Raw genomic sequence first — 22,774 nt, forward strand, 5'->3', positions numbered from 1 at the left:
GCGTTATGGAGTCCCAGTTATTTTGCCATTTCTGTAGGAGGTGCGCCACTAGAGATATTAAAAGAGTATATTAAAAATCAAGAAAAGCCGTCCTAGAAGCGATGCACTGAGCTTGTCGAAGTGGACGGGGCTTGTATCCCATTATTTTCGGTCAAAGTATCAACTTTAACTTTAGTCAACCTTTATTAAAAGATTTTGGTTTCCTTAAAACTTAATCTTTCTGTATTATTCACGTTAATTTCCCTAAACTCCCATAAAAACAGAAACTCATTCAACTAAAGACATCAAATCAAAAAATATTTTTATGTTTTTCCGTTTTTAGAAGTAAAAAGGGGTTGACATTTGATTTTAAATCTGTTATAATTATCTGGATAAGGAAGAACTATCTTGCTACAGATGGCAGAGACTCATTCAACTAAAGACATCAAATCAAAAAATATTTTTATGTTTTTCCGTTTTTAGAAGTAGAAATGGGTTGACATTTGATTTTAAATCTGTTATAATTATCTGGATAAGGAAGAACTATCTTGCTACAGATGGCAGAACCTATAGTATAGCAGTTATAATTTAGCCTTAACAAACTGGCTTTAACACGAAAGGATTAAGCCTTATCTAAAATATTATTGTATATTAATATGGGATTGGTGCGGATCGAACGCACGGCCTAGCGCTTAGGAGGCGCTCGCTCTATCCAACTGAGCTACAACCCCAAGGATAAGACAAATAATATCATAGCAGTATTTTCATTGAGACTGCCAATAGTTATCCCAATCATCGCCACCAACTTCTAAACCGCACAGATTACTACTTGCATTCAGGATAACCTGAGATTTGCTGCCATTAACTTCTCGCAATTCTAAGTTTAGCTCTCCCTGCATGGTATCTCGACAACAGAAAATTAAACCATTGGTTGTCGGAGCGCGGAGGGGAGTACCTGGTAACTGGGTAGTTCCGGTCAGTGTAACCTCATAATTTAGGTTTTTGGCTTGCATTTGCCATCTACCCCAGGGCTGAATTTGCCATTTTACCTCTGAATTCCAGGGGACAAATTCATAAAATTTACCTTGGTAGTGAATACCAATCATAGCAACTGATTCCATCCACCATAATACACCACGTTTGCCCCCACCAGCAGTTAAAGCTAAATCGGGTTGATTAATGAAAGAATTGCAATTTAGCCAAAACCATTTTTGGGGAAAAGCACCACCCCAGTTCTTTTCTGCGTATGCTGGCGCATTTGTAAATTCATATATTTTACCATGCCAGTCTATCCAACCACTAGCTAAACCATGAGCCATTAAAATTTGCCACCCAGGTTCAAATATCTGCGAAAATGATAACCAACCCGCTGTTGATTGCTGAAAACTATTTTGATTTCCCCAACCATATATAGGTTTAATTGTATACTCCCATTGGCAATAATTACCAGTAGCAGGATCGGTAATTATGCCTTGATTTAAGGTAGCTGTGGCTTGATAGCCTTCAGAAATATGCTGTGTAAATTCACTGGGAGTGAGATATAGCGGGGAAACTTGTAAGTTAGTTTTTCCCCAATGTCCTAATCCTAATACATCCCGACTCGCCCAAAATTTATTCACATCGGGAAAAGTGCGACAGAGGTACTCATCATTTATGCCCAGAATTTGGGCTGCACCGCCACTGTAGGGCTGATTACCCCTGGGGTCTTCGATGGAGTACATGAAGGCGATAGTTTGCCTAATTTCGGGTATTGTGACCCGGTAATACCAGCCTTCAAAAAAGCGGCGATTACTACCATCCCAATGATAGCCGCTGTGGGGGGTTTGGGTGCAATTGAGGAGGTTTGTGGTCATAACTGAATAGATGCTGTTATTTTGCTGATTTTTGAGTATGGACAAGGCGGAGACTTTGGATTAAGATCATTAAAGAAGCGATCGCCATTAATAGCCCCCAAAACCAATAAGGTAAAAACAAATACTGCTGCATTTGTCCGGTATCTGATAATCCTAATGGTCCTGCGGTATAACTGAATAAATAATCAAGTTGATGATAGGTACTTACACAAGCTTGCACACCTAGAAACTGAATCGCAAACCCTTGTACCCAAAGAGGTGTTTTTAAGGCGATTCCTAAGATCATAAAACCTAATAAGGGAATTGCGACAAAACCAAACCAAGAACGCACCCAAATTAATGTAGACAGGAGTAAAAACCCGCCTAAAATTTTTAAACTCAAAGAAGTGGTTTTCAAACTACCAGAAGCGAGAATTAGACCTGCACCAGCGAGAGGTGGACCCATTGGACCAGCAGCAGCGACCAATCCGATACCAAGATATCCCCATCTATTACTTAGGGTATAATGAGCTACACCAGAACCGTTGCCAAATATCTCTAATTTTTGAAACTGTCCCCCTAAAATCAAGGCCATTAAACCGTGACCCATTTCATGAAACCAAGTTGCTAAAATAGAAAATGGGTATAAAATATAATTACCCATAGGTATTTGCCACAAAAATGCTGTGACTATACCCGCTGCAACTAACCAAGTTAACCCCATTTTTTCTACTTCTGTGGGAGTAAATAGAGGGTTGAAATTTTTACTGGGTTCTCTCATTATCGACTATCCTGCAAGTAATTACACGAATTAGCTGAGTATTCTTGAATATATCTTAATTCACTTCCAGAAAAAGTAGGAAAATGCCTCTGGCAAAAATGGTTCTCAATCTAATAAGTAATGTAAAATAATATTACTATCATGAGAATTTTCATTAAAAATACTTCTCCACTCGATGTTCTTCTAGCATTGCTTTTACCTGTTCATCGGTTGGTGCTGGTTGATTGGTTTTTAATAAACCTTTCATTTGTTTAATAATGCTAGTCCGTTCTGATTTTTGACTGGGTTGATTTTGCAATGATTCAATGATTGCACGGACCGGTTCTAAGCGATCGCTCTTTGGTATTTGAAAGGCTTGCTTTTTCAGTTCTTGTAGGGACATAGAGGTTATTTTAATAATACTTGATTATATTTTATCTCATAGCGATACTTTCAGTAAAGCGATCGCTCATTTTCTTCAAGCTATTTTTAAAATAGAGTGAATCTACACCCATGATTCCCAGAAAAAAGGCTGTAGTTGATGAATACGTCTAAAATCGCTATCAGCAGAAACGAGAGTGAGATTGTGTTGAATCACTGTTGCTGGTATCCAAATATCATGATCGCTAAATCCCAAATTTTCAATGCTAAAATTACGACGTTTGCTTTTTTATTGGGGAGCAAAATAATCAAAAAACAACGACAATTAATGTTTAAAATATTGTATTTTATTACTTAAACTCAAATGCCAAAAAAATAAATATTATTCGCTTTCCCTATTTTCACATTCCTCTATTTCAACTTCTTCTAAAGACTGTCCATGACTACTTAGCAAATTCCAAATATCACGATAAAAGAAATTATCAATAGTTTGAATATGTTGAGAAAGTAGTGTATCCCTCATCATGTTTGGGCGAATATCGCAGTAATATACACCGTCCAGTGGATTTAGTTTAATAGTGTAGGCTTTAAAGTGTCCTGGTAAAAATGTTGCATTAATCCCATAGCGATTTTGGTGCTTTGTCTTCTTTCTTTGTACATCATTTAAGAAAACTGCAATGTGAGGTAAATCAGTGCTAGTTAGCTTGTTATATAAAAACTTATCTACAAAAATTTTATCAATACGGTCTTTACTCGAAGTTTTAACTGAACCAATAATCTTGAGTTCATTGTCTTGACTAATCAATAAGTCATGTTGATAGGTTGTATTAAACAAAATTACTCCGTTATCGTCTCTAATAGGCACTTGTATTGTTCCAGAAACACAATCTATATTGAGATATGCAATCAGCAGACGAATTAGACGCTCAAAAAGATCCCCATTAACTTTACGGGCTTGGTTAGACTTTCCAGAAGGTAAAGCATCTAGTGTAGCACCAATAGTCTGCTGCAGGGTATAGATTGTACAGATTAAAACCTGCCGTAACGATTCCTCTGGTAACTGTCTATCTCTCAACTGCTCAAGAACTTGCAAAAACTGATTATAAGCAATTTCAAATATTCCAGCATCATACATTAAGTTAGTATTAATTGGACGAGTTATATTGTAATGACCATCATTTGTATATTGATAAAATTGGTAATGATTTTCATTTTGTGAAACTATTCTAGCTTGTAAGCCATTGGCTATAAATTCTAGATAGCTTCTACAAAAGGAAATGTAGTTTTGAATAGTCTGAAAATTTTCTTTGTCCACTGCGTGATTTACTAAATCTTCTAACCTCATCGAATAGACTCCCTGCGTTCTGAATTTTTGCGATCAAAGGCTATCCATTCTTCCTTTGTCATGCGATGGACATTTTCTAATCTTTGAATTGCCCAATTATTATACTCAATATTGAGATCACATCCCATCCAACGACGGTTAAGTTGTTCTGCAACTACAATAGTTGTTCCGGATCCTGAAAATGGATCAATAATCAAATCTCCTTCCTGAGATGATGCAAGGATAAATTTTCTTAATAATTCTTCTGGCTTTTGAGTTGGATGAGGTGTTGTTTCACCCATCCCGTTACAAGTAGTAGGAATTTCTATTACGTCTTTAGGTTTTGCACCTTTTGGGTTAGGTGTCCAGTTATTATTTTTTTTAGTTTTACCTTTTCCATAAGCACTGGTTTCTGCTTGGGGATGGGAAGGATACTTTAATGTATGTGCGCCATAAGGAATTCGCACATCGTCAATATTAATTTTCACTTGATCTGATTTACGAAAATGAATAATACTTTCATGCGATCGTCCCCAATCACTACCTAAATTAGCCTTGTTTTTATAGTGCCAAATTAACCAACGACAATTTTTGAAATATTTGGATACTGAATATTTTAAATCAGCTAATATTTCAGAAAAACCACAAACGTAAAGAGATCCATTAGATTTGAGAATACGCGAAGCTTGGCTAATCCATTGAATTGACCAGGCGATATATTTTTCTTGGTTCTCAAAATTATCCCATTCAGCTTTTTTAATATTATAAGGTGGGTCAGCAAACACTAGATCAACGCTTTCTGAATCAAGAGATGCCAGCCAATCTAGGGAATTACCTTGATAAATTTGTCCGTGAGGATGGGTATATTGTAGTTGGAATCCTTTTGTTAATGGTAATGGTAGTAATTTTTGTTCACTACTTTGTGCTTCTACCACTCCAAGATTTAGAGACTGTTGTATTACGTTTAATGCATTATTAGAACTGCTCAATCTCATCTATCCTCACAAGTTTAATAAACAGTGTTAAAAATTACTCAACGCATCAGCAGTTTGGGAAATTCCGTCAAACTGCCAAAAAATATTATACTATACTAACTTTCCTCACCACTCAATCTTTGTAACAACTCTTCACGGGATAAATTACCCAAAGAAAGAAGTAACTGAGTTGGTGTTAATTGAGCCAAAAAGTGAGATACTGGAAAAAAATCATTTCCCTTATTCACATAACAACAAATGGAAAAAGTACAATTGTTTGGTATGCCTGCTGAGAAAGGGCGATGGCTACTAATACCTCTAAGTATAACTATCCTGCTGTGCTTGGGTACAGTTTATTCTTGGAGTATTTTTAGAAAACCTTTAGAAAAACTTCTCAATGTGGGTGCAACTGATAGCCTGTTGCCATTTACTGTGCTGTTGGTTGTCTTCGCAATTTTAATGCCCATCACTGGCTTTTATATCAATCGTTTTGATACTCGTCTGATTACAGGTGTTGGTGGATTAATTACGGCATTAGGTTATATTCTCTCTAGTTTGGGTGGCAATATTCCCACACTAACTATTACCTATGGTGTAATTGCTGGTATGGGTGTGGGTATCACTTACGGTGTACCGTTGGCTGTGGTAGCTAAGTGGTTTCCCGATAAAAAAGGTTTGGCTGTTGGTGCTACTGTGATTGGGTTTGGTTTGTCACCTTTAATTACTGCACCTTTGGCAAAGTTTCTGATAGATGCTTTTGGAGTTCGGCAAACTTTTGTAATTTTAGGTATTGCTTTTGCAGCTATTATTACCGCTATTTCTACTATCCTCACAACTCCTCCCCAAGGTTGGCAACCAGAGGGGTGGACTCCACCTGTAGCTATTCAAGCAAATTCCCATACTACAACTTCAGGATCAATTCTTCAGACTTCCAGTTTTTATGGCTTATGGTCTTGTTATACCATTGGTTCTTTTGCCGGACTGGCAGCTATTGGTATTTCTAGTCCTCTAGCACAGGAAATTATTAAATTGGATGCAGCAACAGCCGCAAATACAGTCTCACTGTTCGCTGTCTTTAATGGTGCAGGGCGGTTATTTTTTGGGTGGTTCACGGACAAATTTACGCCAAAATTAGCGGCAATTGTTTCCTTTGTTTTCATTTTGATTGCCTCGATTATGATGCTGAGTGCTGGAAAGGGAAGTGTACTCACTTATATAGTCGCTTTTTCGCTATTTTACTTGGCTTTGGGGGGTTGGTTAGCGATCGCTCCTACTTCCACTTTAATCATATTTCAACCCCAAGACTACGCCAAAAATTACGGTATTGTCTTCACTGCTTACGGTATGGGGGCTTTGGGTGGAACTTTATTAGCTGGCAAAATTAGAGACATTTTCGGTAGTTACACTAATTTCTTTTATCCAACTGCGGGATTAGCAATTGTGGGAATTATCTTGGCTGTATTCACGCTGAAACGCACCTATACCAATGCCGATTTAGTAACATAATTTGTTCGTTTTCGACATCCCCTCTTGGCTTGTGTTTTCCACAATTTATATTGGGAAAGTACCCACTTTAACTCCCTATATCAGTTTATTACAAATAACCCATAATTAGATTTTAGATCCCCGACTTCTTCAAGAAATCGGGGGTCTTGTTGTTTCGTAAATCTCCTCAAACTTCCTCACTACTCAATCTTTGCAACAACTCCTCACGGGATAAATTACCCAAAGCAAGAAGTAACTGAGTACGTTCAGAAATAGGAATATTAGCAATCTTTTCCACCACACCAGATAACTCAGCATCCAAACTACCAAACCGCCCTTCTAGAAGAGAAGTTATTAAATAAAGTTCTGCTTCTAGCTTACCTTCTAGCTTACCTTCTTGCTTCCAATCTTCTATTTGTTGTAAATAAGCCGGTGATAAGTTCATAATTACTTCCTCCTCTTCTCTACTTAAATTATCTCTCAATTCTAAATTCTTGCGCCAGTCCGCTAGAATTTCTAACAAATTTTCTCGAAAAGGGTTATTTTCTGGTAATTCAGTTAACTCCTCTACTGCTCTTTTTTGTGTTCCTCCTTTCCCCAAAACTCTCAACCATAATGTATCCTCATTTTCTGGTAATTGATGAATCACAACTATTGCTGTTTTCAAGATATTTGGAAGAAAATAAACACCTTTAACCCAATCTTCTACAATTTCATTTGCACCTAAACCCGCAATCATCCGATCTGAAAAAGTTGGTGTTAAAATCCATAAAATCGGTAATTGTGACTCAGCAATATTTCTATTTTCGCGTTTTGCTTTCCTAACTACATCACCATGAACGGCATATAATTTAAGTAAACAACTGCGAATTTCTATTTCCGATGGTGGATTGCGAAAAGGCTCAAATAAACATTGAGTTTTAGCCATCTTCCCTAATAAACCTAAAGGTAGATTTTCCTGATTTTGATCAGAAAAGGGTTCAAACCAAACATCAATTTCTTGAATTTCACTTTTAACCTTTTCACTTTTTTTAATTGTTCCTAAAGGTGTTAATAATTCCTCTAGATATTCTTTAGTGAATTGATCATGAGATTGTCGAGTCATTTTATTTTATTAAAAATCACATTTGTTTTGTACAAAAATCACACTAAACATCAAAAATATTATATAATAATTATGTTACTACCAAAAGCATAGTTTTAAAAGTAGTTTACCCCAAAAATTAAACTAATGTTACAGTCAATCGAAGGCATTTACAAAGACGGGAAAATTGAGCTAAACGAAACGCCAACAGGCATAAATACAGCGCGAGTAATTGTAACTTTTCTCGATGCAAATACTTCTGTAGATTTGTCATCTCGCGGAATTAATGAAGAACAAGCCGCAAAATTAAGAGCTAGATTACAATGTTTTGCACAAGATTGGGATCAACCAGAAATGGAAGTTTACGATGCCTTATAATCGTGGTTCAGTAGTGCTGGTTTTGTTCCCAGACTCAAACTTAAAAACTGCTAAACGTCGTCCTGCTTTAGTTGTTCAATCTAACAATATTGGTACTGGTTTATCGCAAACTATTATAGCTATGATTACTAGTAATGTTTCCCGTGCTGGACACCCTAGCAGAGTATTTGTGAATATAGCAACACCAGAAGGAAAACAAACGGGATTAATTACTGATTCTGTGATTATGACAGATAATCTAGCAACTGTTTTAGATACAGAAATTGATAAAGTTATTGGTTTTTGGTCAGAAATGTCTTTAGTAGATGCAGTACTCAGACATACATTAGAAATTTAACTTGGTGTTTTGTCTAAAATCGCAATTTGCGTCAACTTCTGATAATTACTCTACCTGATGCTTTGGAACAATTACAGCAAGGAGAAATGATTGTGGAAATTAGTGATAGTCGGTAAATAATTATCGAACAAACGATAGAATCCAAAGCCAATTCCTACAATAGTTGACAAGTAAGGAGTATTATTAATACAGTCATAAAAATTGCCTTTCAGTTAGTTAAATTATTTTTTAATTTCTCCAATATCGTTACCAGGTTTAACCTAGTAACGATATGTAACGACAATTATCTTAACCTTGCGCTACAGGTTCTTTCGCCAAAAACTTCTCCAATTCAGTCAAAGCATCAGCATCAACCTTAGTCTGCATTGGACAGAATTTAGGTCCACACATGGAACAAAACTCAGCAGTTTTATAGATATCTGCCGGTAAAGTTTCGTCGTGATATTCCTTCGCTCTTTCCGGGTCTAAAGACAACTCAAATTGACGATTCCAGTCGAAATTATAGCGAGCTTTAGAAAGTTCATCATCCCTGTCTCTAGCACCTGGCCGATGTCTCCCAATATCCGCCGCATGAGCCGCAATTTTATACGCAATTAAGCCATTACGTACATCTTCCGCATCAGGTAAACCTAAATGTTCTTTAGGTGTCACATAACACAACATCGCCGTCCCATACCAGCCCGCCATAGCTGCCCCAATAGCTGAGGTAATATGGTCATAACCAGGAGCAATATCTGTAACCAAAGGACCAAGAACATAGAAAGGTGCTTCCGAACACTCTTCCATTTGTTTGCGGACATTGAACTCAATTTGATCCATAGGAACGTGACCCGGACCTTCTACCATCACCTGCACATCATGTTCCCAAGCTTTACGGGTGAGATTTCCCAAGGTTTTCAGTTCCGCCAACTGGGCTTCATCGGAGGCATCATGGGTACATCCTGGGCGCAGGGAGTCGCCTAAACTGAAAGAAACATCATATTTCTTAAAAATCTCAATGATGTCGTTAAAATGGGTATAGAGCGGGTTCTGTTTATGGTGATGTAACATCCACCGCGCCAAAATTCCGCCACCGCGAGAAACAATACCAGTAATTCGGTTTCTCACTAAAGGTAAATGTTCAATTAAAATCCCCGCGTGGATAGTTTGATAATCTACCCCTTGCTGGGCGTGTTTTTCAATAATGTGGAGAAAGTCATCAGCAGTCAGATTTTCAATTGTTCCGTGAACACTTTCTAAAGCTTGGTAAACTGGAACAGTCCCAATGGGAACAGGTGAAGCCTGGATAATTGCGGTACGAATTTCGTCTAAATTACCACCACCTGTGGACAAATCCATCACCGTATCAGCGCCATATTTTACCGCCAAATTAAGTTTATCAACCTCTTCCTGCAAATTGGAAGAATTGGGAGAAGCACCGATATTAGCATTAACTTTACACTTAGAAGCGATACCAATAGCCATCGGTTCTAAATTTGTGTGATTAATATTTGCAGGGATAATCATCCGCCCCCGTGCTACTTCAGCGCGGATAAGTTCAGCCGGCAGATTTTCCCGCTTGGCCACGTATTGCATTTCTTCAGTGATTACACCCTGACGAGCGTAGTGCATTTGCGATACGTTGTCTTGTCCACGTCTCTTAGCTACCCATTCTGTACGCATATCCAAATTCCTCAATAAACAGCTTCCCTCCGCTGGTATTATCCAGACTCAGGTGTTAAGGGTTTGATCTCAGCTTAGTTTCCCAAGCACCCCTAGCATGATGTAGATTGTAGCATTTTCGTGATCTTTGGGGGAGGGTGATGATAAATCGTAAGTTGGTTACACAAACCAGCTAGTTCTCTTTTTTCGCCTGTGAATAAATTAAATATTACTTCTAAACCATTTTTTGTGGATTTTTGCAACTCTTAATCATTTATCCACCCATTTTTGGGCTAGATATTGCTACACTGAATCTCATACAAAATCATAATTGTTGTCGTCTGCACCTTGTGAGAGCATAAGAATCAGCTTTCTGGTGTAATCAAAAAAAAGAAAGATAAAAGAGCAAATCAAAACATGGTAGACTCTCTCAAAAAACCAAGCTTTGACGAAATCCGTCCCGGAGTTAAATCCCCTGCGAAGGAAACCCTTTTAACACCAAGATTTTACACGACTGATTTCGATGAAATGGCGCGGATGGATATTTCTGTCAATGAAGACGAATTACAAGCTATTTTGGCAGAATTTCGCGTTGACTACAATCGTCATCACTTTGTTAGAGATGCTCAGTTTGAACAATCATGGGATCACATTGACGGTGAAACTCGTCAACTGTTCATTGAGTTTCTGGAACGTTCTTGTACAGCGGAGTTTTCTGGATTCCTGTTATATAAGGAACTCGGCCGTCGCTTAAAGGATAAAAGCCCTCTTTTGGCTGAGTGCTTTAACTTGATGTCACGGGATGAAGCCCGTCACGCTGGGTTTTTGAACAAAGCTATGTCGGACTTTAATCTTTCTCTAGATTTAGGGTTTTTGACTAAGAGCCGCAGTTATACGTTCTTTAAGCCCAAATTTATCTTCTATGCTACCTATCTTTCTGAAAAGATCGGTTATTGGCGTTATATCACCATTTATCGTCATTTAGAATCCCATCCTGAAGATCGGATCTATCCAATTTTCCGTTTCTTTGAAAACTGGTGTCAAGATGAAAACCGTCATGGGGATTTCTTTGATGCGATCATGAGAGCGCAGCCGCAAATGTTGAATGACTGGAGAGCAAAACTATGGAGTCGCTTTTTCCTGTTGTCAGTATTTGCAACTATGTATCTTAATGATATCCAACGCAAGGATTTTTATGCTTCTTTGGGCTTAGATGCGCGAGAGTATGATATTCATGTAATTAAGAAGACCAATGAAACCGCCGGTAGGGTCTTCCCTGTGATGTTGGATGTTGATAACCCAGCATTTTATGAACGTTTAGATGTTTGCGTCAAAAATAACGAAAAATTGGCGGCAATTTCTAACTCTAATACTCCTAAATTCCTGCAATTCTTCCAAAAACTTCCAATTTATGTGTCCCATGGTTGGCAGTTATTACAATTATATCTGATGAAGCCTATTGATGCGGCTTCGGCTCACGGTCAAGCTCGTTAATTTGAGATTGATTTCCTATAAATGTGGTTTTGTTTGCAACAGAGCCACATTTTTTATTTTTGATTATCTTATTAATTTTGTTTCGCGCAATCTCTTTTAGAGATCCTGCAGGGTAGACGCTAAGGAGCAAAGACGTAAAGGTAGGAGATGACAAAGTAGCACATTGAGCCGTAAATTAGGGCGTAAGAAATTATTATGATTATGCACAAAAATTTCAGATATCAATTGCCATTTTTGCTGACGTTTTGTTTATTTACTAACATATCACCGATTCCTGCTGCGGTTGTCTGTCCAAGGAATGTTAAAGAATCAAAAATAGCTGGATTGTTTGATATATTACTTAATATTGTCAATGTTGGTCGAAATGGTCAAAGTGGTCGAAATGGTGAAGATGGTTCAAGCAGTACAAGTCAAACAATATATGCTGATGGTTCACCCTTAAATCTTGACTTATCTGGTAAAGATGGCCAAGATGGAGAAAATGGTGGTTTTGGTTCTCAACCTAGCTGTGGACAATATGGATCACAAGGAGGGAATAATGATGTTTATGCACCCAGTGGTGGTAATGGTGGTCATGGTGGCAATGGTGGCAATGGTGGTCATGGTGGTGATCTCACGGTCTATTATAGCAATTTGGCGGATTTAAAAAAAATTGCCCTTAGGGCTGTTGGTGGTAAAGGTGGCCGGGGTGGACAGGGTGGACAGGGTACGTTGGGTTGTTCTTGTAGTCAACGAAGTTGGGTGAGAGAAGTCTGTGTAGGAAATCCTGGTACTCCCAATCGTCAATGTACTCAAAAAGTTTATAATTGTTATGATGGGCGTTATGGTAGCTCTGGTGTAAATGGACGTGATGGCAAACCAGGGCGATTGGGAATTTTAAGTATAGTTAATAGGAAAGCAGCTTTAGTAGATGATCAACCAACTGCGGAAATAGCAATTTCTCAATTAGTCAATCAACAATTTAGCCTTTCTAAAAATAAATGGCAAATTCGTCAAGGGGCAAAATCTTTACTGGCGACTGGTTCTATACTTGCTGATGAATATCGGGAGTTTGAACAGCGATTAGAGGGAAGTTTTAAATTAGTTTGGCAAGAGAAACAGCCGATTACCAACTTTGCTAATCCATCGGTAAAACTAACTCTAAATGATAGCAAAGAAATAGATATTTCTTTTCCTGAATATCTCTGGATTGATGGTAATAGCAAAACTACAGGAAGTTTGACGGAGTACAATGTCAATCGTGCTATTCTTCAAAAAGATGTGACTAGATTGGCTGTGGCTGAACTTGCTAATTCAAAACAAAATCTCGTTTTAAGAATAGTTGATTTAGCTGGTCACTCTGATGTGATCAATACTAAATTTATCATCAAATATCAGTTCCATGATCATGTTGATGATTATGTTAATCCTGAAACTGTATATGCTGGGGAAATTCCGCCAGAATTGGTCAGCCGCAGCTATAACAATTTTAATCTAGCTTTGGGTAAGTTAAACATCCCCAGCCTCGCTTTAAATCCAGGTATCAATGTTAATATTGAAGTTGTTGCAATTCGTTCTTTAGCCGGACGTTCTACACAGCAAAAAATTCGTTGGCAAGGGGTAATTCGTAAACGGCAAACTGGTAAAATTCGCAAGTTAATAGAAGAATAATAAACTAGGAGAAAAACAAAAATCTACTGAGTATTGAGTTAGATCCCAGTCTTATATAAGAAGTTCGAGATCTAAATCTGTGGTCTTTTTGTTAATAATTATTTATTTCCCCATTTTGCGTTTGAGTTTTTCTAATTCATCTTCGGTTTCCCAACGGCGAAATTTATCTTCTAATTCATCAAAATTACTTTGAGAATTACTAGCAGTGTTCCAACCATAATTTTCTAACTTTTGCTGGCTTTGTGCTTTGGTTCTGGCTGTTTGCATTTCTGCTGCTTTATTTTGTACCTCTTGGCGACGTTTTTGAATTTTCCCAAGTAGTTCTTGGGATTGGGTAATGCGTTCTTTTAAGCCTTGCATATGTCCCCACATTTGATTTCCTTCCCGCAATAATGCAGCTTCTCGCTGTTGGGCTGGAGTGATTAAATCTTGTCTACCCGCAGCTTGGGCTTTTTGAATACGGATATGCCATTTTTGAATTTCTTGGGCTGTGGAAAGAATTTCATCTTGCGATCGCTTCTCTTGCAATTGTAACTCAGAAATTAACTTTAATGTGTCTTCTTCCTGTTCCCGTAGTTGTTCTAACAGTGCTTCTAATTCTAAATGAGGGTTATTCCGCAAAAATTCTTCTAGACGACTTTCTAAAAAGCGACTTAAATCATCAAATAAACTCATTGTTAAAGCTCCAATTCTCAAATATATGTCTATTTTATCAGCAAATTACAAATTAGTTAAATTGGTGTAGTCCAATATTTAATTCCTTGGATGATTTTTTGTTGTAATCCGAATTTCGGTAAGTCCTCCTCTCTCCAACCTAAATATGTCCAATGGGGAAGATCATTAACTACTGTTTGAAACCAGCCATTTTCATTTAAGGTCTGTTTTTGAGACGGTGTTAATATTTGTAAATCAATTGCTAATCCCCACAAATGTTGTGATGTTCCCGGTGGTGCAACTAAACCAAGAATTTTTGTCTCTTTTCCAGCTTTTACTTGGGTTAATGTTTCTCTATTTGCGTATTTATTCCAAAATCTTAAATTAGTGGCAAAATTACGCAAACAATCCCCAGCATAACCAGATTTTAGAGGAATATTTTCTAAATCTCTGGCTTTATTTAACGCTGCTGCTGCTGGTTTTTGTAAATAACATTCTTCTGTGCCATTTACTAGTTCTATACTGATTTTATCCTGAAAAGATTGGGTTTCTATTTCATTATCTAAAATGACTTTTTCTGGTAATTTAATTCCTGATTGTTGATTAATAAATACTGTTCCATAGGAACGTAGTAAGGTATATTCAAATGTATCAATCTCAGGAACTCTGGGAATTTTATTGGCAATTGTTGTTAAAAACCGCTGTTGATCATCCAATTTCTGAGGAGGAATAAATGGGACATTTACAGCTATTTTTTGCTGCTCACAACTTCCATTAAATTTACTTACGCATTCTTTGACAATTTCAGGATTTGATGTTAACTGACTTTGGGAAATTTTGTGAGCAAAGACTAAGGCAACACTGACAAAAATAATTATAGTAACAAATGCTGCTATTTTCAGAATTATTTTCATGAAAATATTACTTTTTTTGAAAATTTCGATTTCATCATATCTTAGATCCTGGAATTATTAAAGAAGTACCGGATCTTTTAACCAGTCGGGAATCTTGTTTTTTATTTTTTGTAACTTTAGATCAAATTCTTGTGTATAATTATTAATTATGGAATTAAGTCTATTTTTTAGTTCATCAATTATAATAAACAAAATTGATACTTAATACATCTCAGTAAAATGATGAATTTAAAAGACTCCCGACTGCAAACTTTAGTTATTTATGCCATACTAGGAGCGATCGCTTTAGTCATGCTGTTTCCCATGTTATGGCTAATTAGCACATCACTGAAGTCACCAACGGAAAATATTTGGCAATCACCACCAGAATTATTACCTAGTCAACCTACCTTAGAAAACTTCTCTCAAGTCTGGCAATCTCTACCTTTTGTTACTTATTTATATAATAGTATCCTAGTATCAGTATTAACAGTCGGTTTAAATTTGTTGTTTTGTTCCTTAGCAGCTTATCCCTTAGCTAGACTATCATTTGTGGGCAGAAACGGAATTTTCATTGCTATTGTGGCCACAATTATGATTCCCTTCCAAATCGTGATGATTCCTTTATATATTCTGACAGTGCAATTAGGTTTGAGAAATAGTTATCTAGGGGTAATTTTCCCTAGTTTAGCCTCTGCTTTTGGTATATTTTTACTACGTCAAGCCCTGATAACTGTACCAAAAGAAATTGAAGAAGCTGCTCGTTTAGATGGTACTTCTGAGTTAGGATTATGGTGGTATGTAATGCTACCCGCTATCCGTCCAGCGCTAATTACTCTGGCTATTTTTGTCTTTATTGGCGCTTGGAGTGACTTTTTATGGCCTTTAATTGTGATTCAGGATGAAAGTTTATACACTTTACCTCTGGGAGTTGCTAAGTTAGCGGGGACTTTTTCTTTAGATTGGCGTTTGGTGGCTGCTGGTTCAGTAATTTCGATTACTCCAGTGCTAGTATTATTTCTGTTCTTGCAAAAATACATTGTCCCTACGGATACTGCTAGTGGTGTTAAGGGTTAATTAATATTCTAAATTAATATTAGAGGGTGTTTTTCAAGTCAATGGCCAATTCTCGTTTACAATTATTAGTTTTAAGCAATGGTCATGGAGAAGATATCATTGCTGTACGGATTATCCAGGCTTTACAAACATTATCTTCCCCACCGGATATTTTTGTTTTACCAATAGTGGGTGAAGGACGCGCTTATCAAAAAATAAACGTTCCCATAATTGGTAAGGTACAGAATATGCCTTCTGGTGGTTTTGTTTATATGGATAGTAAAGAGCTAATGCGTGATGTGGGCGGTGGTTTGATCCAGTTAACCTGGAATCAAATCAAATCTGTACGCCGTTGGGTGAGGCTACAAACAAGCTTAGGGAATCAAAATGCTATTCTAGCTGTGGGGGATATTGTCCCCCTGTTATTCGCAGCTATAAGTGGTGCTAATTACGCTTTTGTGGGGACGGCTAAATCAGAATATTATGTGCGCGATGAAGCGGGTTTATTACCAAGAAAATCAAAATCCGCAAAGTGGGAAAATTTTTCTGGTTCAATTTACCATCCTTGGGAAAGGTGGTTAATGAGTCGCAGCCGTTGTCAGGCTGTGTTTCCTAGAGATTCTCTGACGACGAAGATCTTAAAAAAGTGGTCAATTCCGGCTGTAGATGCAGGAAATCCGATGATGGATGGGTTAGAGACCAATTTTAGCAGCCGGGGGTTTGATCGTGGTAATGCTGAACACAAAGAACAAATTCGTCCTTTGATTGTCACTCTATTGCCCGGTTCTCGCGCCCCGGAGGCTTATAATAATTGGGAAATGATCATGGTTTCTGTATCTGCCTTGGTTGCTAGTTTACAACAACCAGATTCTTTATTCTGTGGCGCTGGGACAATGATTTTTTTGGGGGCGATCGCTCCTGGTTTAGATTGTGGTATTTTATCTCAAAGTTTACATATTCAAGGTTGGCGACTTTGTGATCAATCTCCTTTACAAATTCCTGACCCGGACAGCTTGACTTTTAAACAAAAAAATGCTTATTTGATTTTGACACAAGCAGCCTATAATGAGTGTTTACATTTGGGTGATTTGGCCATAGCTATGGCGGGGACTGCAACGGAACAATTCATTGGTTTAGGAAAACCGGCGATTGCTATTCCTGGTGGTGGTCCCCAATATAACGCCGCTTTTGCAGAAGCCCAAAGTCGGCTGTTAGGAATATCCCTAACCTTAGTCAATCAACCATCACAGGTGTTACCAGCCATTCAGTCTCTACTGAAAAATCCTGATCTTTTGCATGACATTGCTAAAAACGGGTTACAGCGTATGGGACTTGCGGGTGCAGCACAAAGAATTGCAGAATGTTTACAGGAAAGATTGATAATGGGTAATTGACTACTGACTACTGAGTGATTAAGCTACTAAGCCAGAACGCAAAGCCCGAACTGCTGCTTGGGTACGATCATCAGCACAGAGTTTGTTTAAAATATTGCGAACATGAGTTTTTACCGTTCCTACGGTAATATATAGTTTTTCTGCAATTTGTCCATTACTGCAACCACCCACAATCAATTCTAAAATTTCCAGTTCCCGTTGGGTGAGGGGGTAGGTTTCTAAAACTTGTTCATATTCTGTTTCTAAAGCCTCGATTTTTACAGTTTTCGGCTTATCGGATGATTGATTGTCAGCAGAGCTACCCTGACGTACTTTTCTCAATACCACATTAGCGATCGCCGGGTCAATCCAAGAGTTACCACGGAAAGTGACTTGTACCGCTTCCGTAAATTTATTAATACTTGTTTCCTTCATATAATAAGAATCTGCTCCTGCTGCGAAAGCGGCCAAGACAGCATCTTCTGTATTATCCATGGTCAAGATCAGAACTTTTGTCTGTGATTGTCCTGTTTCAGCCTGATAACGTCTAAATTTGCGTGTCAGTTCAATTCCGTCCATATCAGGTAAACCAATATCTATCACCGCCACATCTGGTTTCATCGTTTCTAAAAGTTTTAATCCAACAGTCGCATTAGCCGCCTCACCAATCACTTTAAAGCCGCTATGTGACTGCAATTCAGTTCTGAGTCCCATACGGGTTAAATCATGATCTTCAATTAATAGAATACTAATTTCATTCATTGTTACACCCATGATAATCGGATTGCTTCCCTGTAGCACCAGGAGACAGGAGGTGGAAGGTAAAAAGCTTGTTTCCTGAGATTTTGAACCTTTTTACTAAGTAACTATTTTTGCACAGAAACACTAATCAAAACTATTTCTCAGATCAAAATTTCATTTAACTTATCTCAGTCACCCAGACTTAGGATAGATGATTCTGTTACCAATGAACATCTACCAGTAGAAATAATAAATGACCGATTTTTGTAGTTAATATAACTTAATTTAGATGTAAAAATCTAGCTAAAGATATATAGTGGATTCTTTTCCTCCGTCTAGTTTATGATACTAGCCACTGTATGCACAGAGTTTGTTTAAAATATTACGAACATGAGTTTTTACCGTTCCTACGGTAATATATAGTGTTTCTGCAATTTTTCCATGACTGCAACCAGCCACAATCAATTCTAAAATTTCCAGTTCCCGTTGGCTGAGAGGATACTCGATTTTGAGAGTTTTTGACTGAACCAAGGATTGATCATCACCAGGACGAGGCCGCATTTTTCTTAATACCACATCAGCGATCGCCGGGTCAATCCAAGAGTTACCACGGAAAGTGACTTGTACCGCTTCCGTAAATTTATTAATAATTGTTTCCTTGTGATGATAAGAATCTGCTCCCGCTGCGAAGGCCGCCAAGACAGCATCTTCTGTATTATACATAGTCAAGATCAAGATTTTTGTCTGTGATTGTCCTGTTTCATCCTGATAACGTCTAAATTTGCGTGTCAGTTTAATTCCGTCCATATCAGGTAAACCAATATCTATCACGGCCACATCTGGTTTCATCGTTTCTAAAAGTTTTAATCCAACAGTCGCATTAGCCGCCTCACCAATCACTTTAAAGCCGCTATGTGAGTGCAATTCAGTTCTGAGTCCCATACGGGTTAAATCATGATCTTCAATTAATAGAATACTAATTTCATTCATTGTTACACCCATGATAATCGGATTGCTTCCCTGTATTACCAGGAGACGGGAGATAGTAAGTAACTACTATTGCACAGAAACACTAATTAAAACTATTTCTCAGATCAAAATTTGATCTTGATTTAACTTAACAGTTACCTGTGATCGGGGTAGATGATCCTGTTTTCAGTTAACATCTATCTAGAGAAGTAATAAATTGCCAATATTTGCAATTTAATCGTCGTAAAAATCTAGCTAAAGATATATAGATATTTCTGCTAAAACAAATGAAATTATTGAGACAAATCCGAAAAATTACAGTTTAAGCATGATTCCTAAATTTGCGATTGACTAGATCTAGCATTTGATCGGTAGGGGGTAATACAGTGTATACGGTAATGCGCGTTATAGCTTTTCCTGGCCTTAGCCTTAGCGGTTTCCGTCAAGGATAAATAAAACTCAGATTTGTAAAGACTTTTAACCTAAGTGCTATCAAAACCTATACAAGTTAAGGGAGTGATTTTTATTGGGACAATTGAGACATATTACTTAAATAAGTAATATTACTTAGATTTTTAGTACATAATGTTTCCATACAGTTCTCACTAATGGGTGAAGACAGTTAACTAATTGCTAATTTACAATGTTTTCAACTAGATAAAGTATTTGATTTTACTACAGTGAAAATAAAAACCGATGGAAGAAACACTAAAAATTTTAGTTGTAGAAGAGAATGAAGTAGAGCGTGTGCTATTAAATCTAGCTCTGAGGGAAACAGGTATTAGTATAGAACTTGATGAAGTCAAAGATAGCCATCACGCGCTCTCGGCTCTGATCAATAATCACTATGATTGCATATTTCTCGACTATCATTTACGAAATCAAGATTGCTTAACATTAATTCACAAAATAAATTCTTCAGCCATCAAAGTGCCTTTAGTGATTTTGATCAATTCAGGAAATGAAGCAATAGCTGGAGAGTGTATCAAAGCAGGTGCTAGTGAGTATTTGATCAAGTCTACATTATCTTCACAAACCATAGCCCAAATTTTACGAAGTGCAATTCGTATTCACCGATCCCAAATGCAGTTAGAGTTAGCAAATCAACAACTTAAAGAAAGTCGTGAAGAGCTAATTATCAAGAGTAAAGAATTAGCAGTACAACAGCAACAGATTCAGCAACAAAAACTCGCACTTTTGGAAATATCAAGGTTAAAATCATTATTTTTAGCAACGGTATCCCATGAATTGCGAACGCCAATGAATGCGATTATTGGATTTTCCCAGATTCTATTACGTCCCAAATTTGGTAATTTAACCAATCAGCAAATGGACATGGTAGAACGAATCCTCAATAATGGTAAAAAATTACTAATGTTGCTCGATGAAATCCTCGACTTTTCCCACATAGAAGCCGGTAAATTAAAACTCAAGCCAGAAATATTCGATTTATCAGAAGTTGTTAGTAATACAGTGAAAGAAATCCGTTCTTTAGCTGAAGCCAAGAATTTATCTTTGCTAGTCAAAGGAGATTTAAACAATAAATTAGTATTTAATGATGCAGTAAGATTACGGCAAATTTTAATGAATTTGCTTTCTAATGCCATTAAGTTTACAGAATCTGGAAATATTTTCGTAGAAATCAAAGAAATACATCAAAATAGAGTTACAATTGCTGTAGAAGATACAGGAATTGGTATTGCTACTCAAGATTTTCAAAATATTTTTGCAGCATTTCATCAAGTTGATCAAGGGATTAGCCGTAAATATTCTGGTGCCGGATTGGGTTTAGCTATTGTTGATTCATTAGTACGCATGATGGGAGGAAAAATATATATCGAAAGTAAATTAGGAGTCGGTTCAATGTTTAAAATAGAATTACCACGGAAAATAAATTTGATAGCCGATTTAGGTAATGTAGTTTCTCGTACTCATCAGCATCATTTTCATTCCATATATTCCCATAGGAAAGCATCAATAAATTCTCCAAATTTGAAATTGTAGATGATTAAAAGGTTGATTAATTATGACTATTCTCAAAAAAGATCGAATTTTGTCCGTTGATGATACTAAAGATAATCTGATTTTAGTGGAAGCAATTTTAGAAGATGAGGGATATCATATTGATTCAGTTGCTAATGGTGAAGCAGCTTTAAAAAACGTGGTAGAATTGCCACCAGATCTAATTATTTTAGATGTGATGATGCCAGGCATAAATGGCTATGAAGTGACGCGAAGAATCCGTAAGAATCCAGAAATAAACTATATTCCAATTTTGCTATTAACAGCTTTTGACGAATCTAGCGTTGTGGAAGGTTTAGATGCGGGTGCTGACGATTTTATTCGCAAACCCTTTGACACAGAAGAATTATTAGCAAGGGTGCGATCGCTGCTAAGATTAAAACACAGTATCGACGAACAGCGAAAAATGACACTACAGCGAGAAGATTTTGTTTCTCGTCTTACCCATGATTTACGGACTCCTTTAGTAGCTGCTGATAGAATGCTGCATTTCTTTTTGCAAGAAGTCTTTTGTACGATTTCTCCAGAAATGAAACAAGCGATTAATATGATGATTCGTAGCAATCAAAATCTCCTAGAAATGGTGAATACTCTCTTAGAAGTTTACCGTTTTGAAGCTGGGAAAAAAAGCTTAAACTATGAATCATGCGACTTAACACAAATAGCTACTGAAGTAGTGGGTGAACTCAGTCCCTTAGCAGTTGAGAAAAACTTAATTTTAAAATTAGATACCCATGAATTAAACCAAACAGGAAATAATGGAGGGATTGTTAACGGCGATCGCTTAGAATTAAGACGAGTATTCAATAATCTCATTGCTAATGCTATCAAATTTACCGATACAGGTAGCATAGAAGTCCGCATTTTTCAAACCTTATCCCCAACCAATCATCCCAGTCAAATAATCATCGAAGTTCAAGATACAGGTTATGGTATTGCAGCCGAAGATCAAGGAACAATTTTTGAGCGATTTCGCCAGGGAAGGAATAAAAGATCAGGTAGTGGTTTAGGACTGCATCTTTCACAATGTATTGTCGAAGCCCATGGAGGTAAAATAGAACTTTCTTCACAACTTGGTAAAGGTAGCACATTCACAGTCAGATTACCCAAAATCACTTGATTACTATTAATTAACAAATGCAAGGACTTTGAACCTGATTCCCTATTCCCTATTACCTATTCCCTATTCCCTTGCTATATTCTTGAAACCGAACATAGCTGAAATTTTCTACCTAGTAACCGCCGAATAGTTGTTTCTAATTCCTCAATCATATAGGGTTTACTAATGTGATCATCAAAACCAGCTTTGAGAATACTTTTTTTATCTTCAGTTCCAGTCAAAACCGTTACAGCAACTACAGGAATATGACAAGTTAATAATTCTCCCTTGAGACATTGAATAACATCTAACCCACTCATACCCGGTAAGAAAATATCCAATAAAATTAAATCAGGCTGATACTTCTTAGCCATAAACAGTGTTCTTGAACCTTCTTTTTGACAAATAGATCGACAACCTAATAATTCTAGGGTATAACTCATTAGCAGTAGACTATCATCATTATCTTCTACTGCTAAAACCAAAGGCTGTCGATGTTTTTGTCGTTTTTCATCACTCATAAATGAATGTGCTAAATACATCTCTTCTCCAGAGTAGTTAATAGGGAGTAGTCGTTTTTATGAGTAGAACAGACGAACCCGCAAATTCTCATTGGTTGTTTATCTTCAGTAATTGGAACAGGAAATA

Annotated in this window: 23 protein-coding genes, 1 tRNA gene and 1 riboswitch; of the genes, 10 read left to right on the forward strand and 14 right to left on the reverse strand. The window is 37.1% G+C overall.

From position 1 onward, the window contains the following. Nucleotides 1-96 (forward strand): transposase (locus tag H6F62_RS13220; protein ID WP_190372240.1); only part of this gene is annotated, 96 nt, incomplete at its 5' end. 540 nt (nt 97-636) lie between these two features. Here H6F62_RS13220 and H6F62_RS13225 read toward each other — a convergent pair. The 7 genes from H6F62_RS13225 to H6F62_RS21225 form a co-directional block, all read right to left on the reverse strand. Continuing rightward, nucleotides 637-710, reverse strand: a tRNA-Arg gene (locus tag H6F62_RS13225). A gap of 33 nt (nt 711-743) precedes the next feature. Beyond that, the gene (locus tag H6F62_RS13230) at nt 744-1,832 is read right to left on the reverse strand and encodes a tocopherol cyclase family protein (protein WP_190372241.1); all 1,089 of its coding nucleotides are present in this window, start codon (nt 1,830-1,832) and stop codon (nt 744-746) included. A 16-nt stretch (nt 1,833-1,848) separates the two neighbouring features. Next, a complete protein-coding gene (locus H6F62_RS13235; protein ID WP_137908739.1) occupies nt 1,849-2,592 on the reverse strand; it encodes a M50 family metallopeptidase in 744 nt (247 codons plus the stop codon). Nucleotides 2,593-2,746: 154 nt separating this feature from the next. Further along, complete coding sequence (locus H6F62_RS13240; RefSeq protein ID WP_137908738.1) at nt 2,747-2,974, reverse strand: hypothetical protein; 228 nt, start codon at nt 2,972-2,974, stop codon at nt 2,747-2,749. Between the two features lie 360 nt (nt 2,975-3,334). Further along, entirely contained in the window at nt 3,335-4,297 is a 963-nt protein-coding gene (locus H6F62_RS13245; RefSeq protein WP_190372242.1) for a hypothetical protein, read from the reverse strand. Next, a complete protein-coding gene (locus tag H6F62_RS13250) occupies nt 4,294-5,211 on the reverse strand; it encodes a site-specific DNA-methyltransferase (RefSeq protein WP_236097155.1) in 918 nt (305 codons plus the stop codon). The genes H6F62_RS13245 and H6F62_RS13250 overlap by 4 nt, the downstream gene beginning before the upstream one ends. 155 nt (nt 5,212-5,366) lie before the next feature. Further along, nucleotides 5,367-5,498: a hypothetical protein gene (locus tag H6F62_RS21225; RefSeq protein ID WP_255501597.1), complete on the reverse strand. Its 132-nt coding sequence runs from the start codon at nt 5,496-5,498 to the stop codon at nt 5,367-5,369. 10 nt (nt 5,499-5,508) lie between these two features. Here H6F62_RS21225 and H6F62_RS13255 point away from each other — a divergent pair, with 10 nt between their 5' ends. Next, nucleotides 5,509-6,756: an OFA family MFS transporter gene (locus H6F62_RS13255; RefSeq protein ID WP_190372243.1), complete on the forward strand. Its 1,248-nt coding sequence runs from the start codon at nt 5,509-5,511 to the stop codon at nt 6,754-6,756. Nucleotides 6,757-6,922: 166 nt separating this feature from the next. On the opposite strand, the gene H6F62_RS13260 is transcribed toward H6F62_RS13255, so the two are convergent. Further along, nucleotides 6,923-7,840 carry a hypothetical protein gene (locus tag H6F62_RS13260; protein WP_190372244.1) on the reverse strand — a complete coding sequence of 306 codons (918 nt, stop codon included), beginning with the start codon at nt 7,838-7,840 and terminating at the stop codon, nt 6,923-6,925. 126 nt (nt 7,841-7,966) lie between these two features. On the opposite strand from H6F62_RS13260, the gene H6F62_RS13265 reads away from it, so the two are divergent. Then, nucleotides 7,967-8,197 (forward strand): hypothetical protein, encoded by a 231-nt coding sequence (locus H6F62_RS13265; RefSeq protein WP_137908734.1) that lies wholly within the window; start codon nt 7,967-7,969, stop codon nt 8,195-8,197. Then, nucleotides 8,187-8,534 carry a type II toxin-antitoxin system PemK/MazF family toxin gene (locus tag H6F62_RS13270; RefSeq protein WP_137908733.1) on the forward strand — a complete coding sequence of 116 codons (348 nt, stop codon included), beginning with the start codon at nt 8,187-8,189 and terminating at the stop codon, nt 8,532-8,534. The genes H6F62_RS13265 and H6F62_RS13270 overlap by 11 nt, the downstream gene beginning before the upstream one ends. Nucleotides 8,535-8,822: 288 nt before the next feature. Here the strand turns inward: H6F62_RS13270 and thiC are convergent, their stop codons facing one another. Next, entirely contained in the window at nt 8,823-10,196 is a 1,374-nt protein-coding gene (gene thiC / locus H6F62_RS13275) for a phosphomethylpyrimidine synthase (protein WP_137908732.1), read from the reverse strand. Nucleotides 10,197-10,203: 7 nt separating this feature from the next. After that, nucleotides 10,204-10,300: riboswitch (TPP riboswitch) on the reverse strand. Between the two features lie 292 nt (nt 10,301-10,592). Between thiC and acsF the strand changes: the two genes are divergently transcribed. Together acsF and H6F62_RS13285 are read left to right on the forward strand one after the other, a co-directional pair. Further along, nucleotides 10,593-11,669: a magnesium-protoporphyrin IX monomethyl ester (oxidative) cyclase gene (gene acsF, locus H6F62_RS13280; RefSeq protein ID WP_190372245.1), complete on the forward strand. Its 1,077-nt coding sequence runs from the start codon at nt 10,593-10,595 to the stop codon at nt 11,667-11,669. Nucleotides 11,670-11,870: 201 nt separating this feature from the next. Then, on the forward strand, nt 11,871-13,319 hold the full coding sequence (locus H6F62_RS13285) for a collagen-like protein (protein ID WP_190372246.1): 1,449 nt from the start codon (nt 11,871-11,873) through the stop codon (nt 13,317-13,319). A gap of 102 nt (nt 13,320-13,421) precedes the next feature. On the opposite strand, the gene H6F62_RS13290 is transcribed toward H6F62_RS13285, so the two are convergent. Continuing rightward, nucleotides 13,422-13,994, reverse strand: a complete 573-nt coding sequence (locus H6F62_RS13290; protein WP_028082250.1) for a TIGR04376 family protein — start codon at nt 13,992-13,994, stop codon at nt 13,422-13,424. Between the two features lie 56 nt (nt 13,995-14,050). Next, nucleotides 14,051-14,887, reverse strand: coding sequence for a D-alanyl-D-alanine carboxypeptidase family protein (locus H6F62_RS13295; RefSeq protein ID WP_190372247.1), 837 nt, complete (start codon nt 14,885-14,887; stop codon nt 14,051-14,053). A gap of 219 nt (nt 14,888-15,106) precedes the next feature. Here H6F62_RS13295 and H6F62_RS13300 point away from each other — a divergent pair, with 219 nt between their 5' ends. Beyond that, entirely contained in the window at nt 15,107-15,943 is an 837-nt protein-coding gene (locus H6F62_RS13300) for a carbohydrate ABC transporter permease (RefSeq protein WP_137908726.1), read from the forward strand. A gap of 41 nt (nt 15,944-15,984) precedes the next feature. Then, nucleotides 15,985-17,316 (forward strand): lipid-A-disaccharide synthase-related protein, encoded by a 1,332-nt coding sequence (locus H6F62_RS13305; protein ID WP_190372248.1) that lies wholly within the window; start codon nt 15,985-15,987, stop codon nt 17,314-17,316. Between the two features lie 18 nt (nt 17,317-17,334). On the opposite strand, the gene H6F62_RS13310 is transcribed toward H6F62_RS13305, so the two are convergent. Then, nucleotides 17,335-18,057 carry a response regulator transcription factor gene (locus H6F62_RS13310; RefSeq protein WP_137908724.1) on the reverse strand — a complete coding sequence of 241 codons (723 nt, stop codon included), beginning with the start codon at nt 18,055-18,057 and terminating at the stop codon, nt 17,335-17,337. Between the two features lie 327 nt (nt 18,058-18,384). Then, on the reverse strand, nt 18,385-19,026 hold the full coding sequence (locus H6F62_RS13315) for a response regulator transcription factor (RefSeq protein WP_190372249.1): 642 nt from the start codon (nt 19,024-19,026) through the stop codon (nt 18,385-18,387). Nucleotides 19,027-19,701: 675 nt separating this feature from the next. On the opposite strand from H6F62_RS13315, the gene H6F62_RS13320 reads away from it, so the two are divergent. Then, nucleotides 19,702-21,009 carry an ATP-binding protein gene (locus H6F62_RS13320; RefSeq protein ID WP_137908722.1) on the forward strand — a complete coding sequence of 436 codons (1,308 nt, stop codon included), beginning with the start codon at nt 19,702-19,704 and terminating at the stop codon, nt 21,007-21,009. Between the two features lie 22 nt (nt 21,010-21,031). Next, nucleotides 21,032-22,147: a hybrid sensor histidine kinase/response regulator gene (locus H6F62_RS13325; protein ID WP_137908721.1), complete on the forward strand. Its 1,116-nt coding sequence runs from the start codon at nt 21,032-21,034 to the stop codon at nt 22,145-22,147. Between the two features lie 74 nt (nt 22,148-22,221). Here the strand turns inward: H6F62_RS13325 and H6F62_RS13330 are convergent, their stop codons facing one another. After that, a complete protein-coding gene (locus H6F62_RS13330) occupies nt 22,222-22,668 on the reverse strand; it encodes a response regulator (RefSeq protein ID WP_137908720.1) in 447 nt (148 codons plus the stop codon). Nucleotides 22,669-22,774: the final 106 nt, after the last annotated feature.

This window comes from Anabaena sp. FACHB-1391, from assembly GCF_014696755.1.
Lineage (GTDB): Bacteria > Cyanobacteriota > Cyanobacteriia > Cyanobacteriales > Nostocaceae > Dolichospermum > Dolichospermum planctonicum.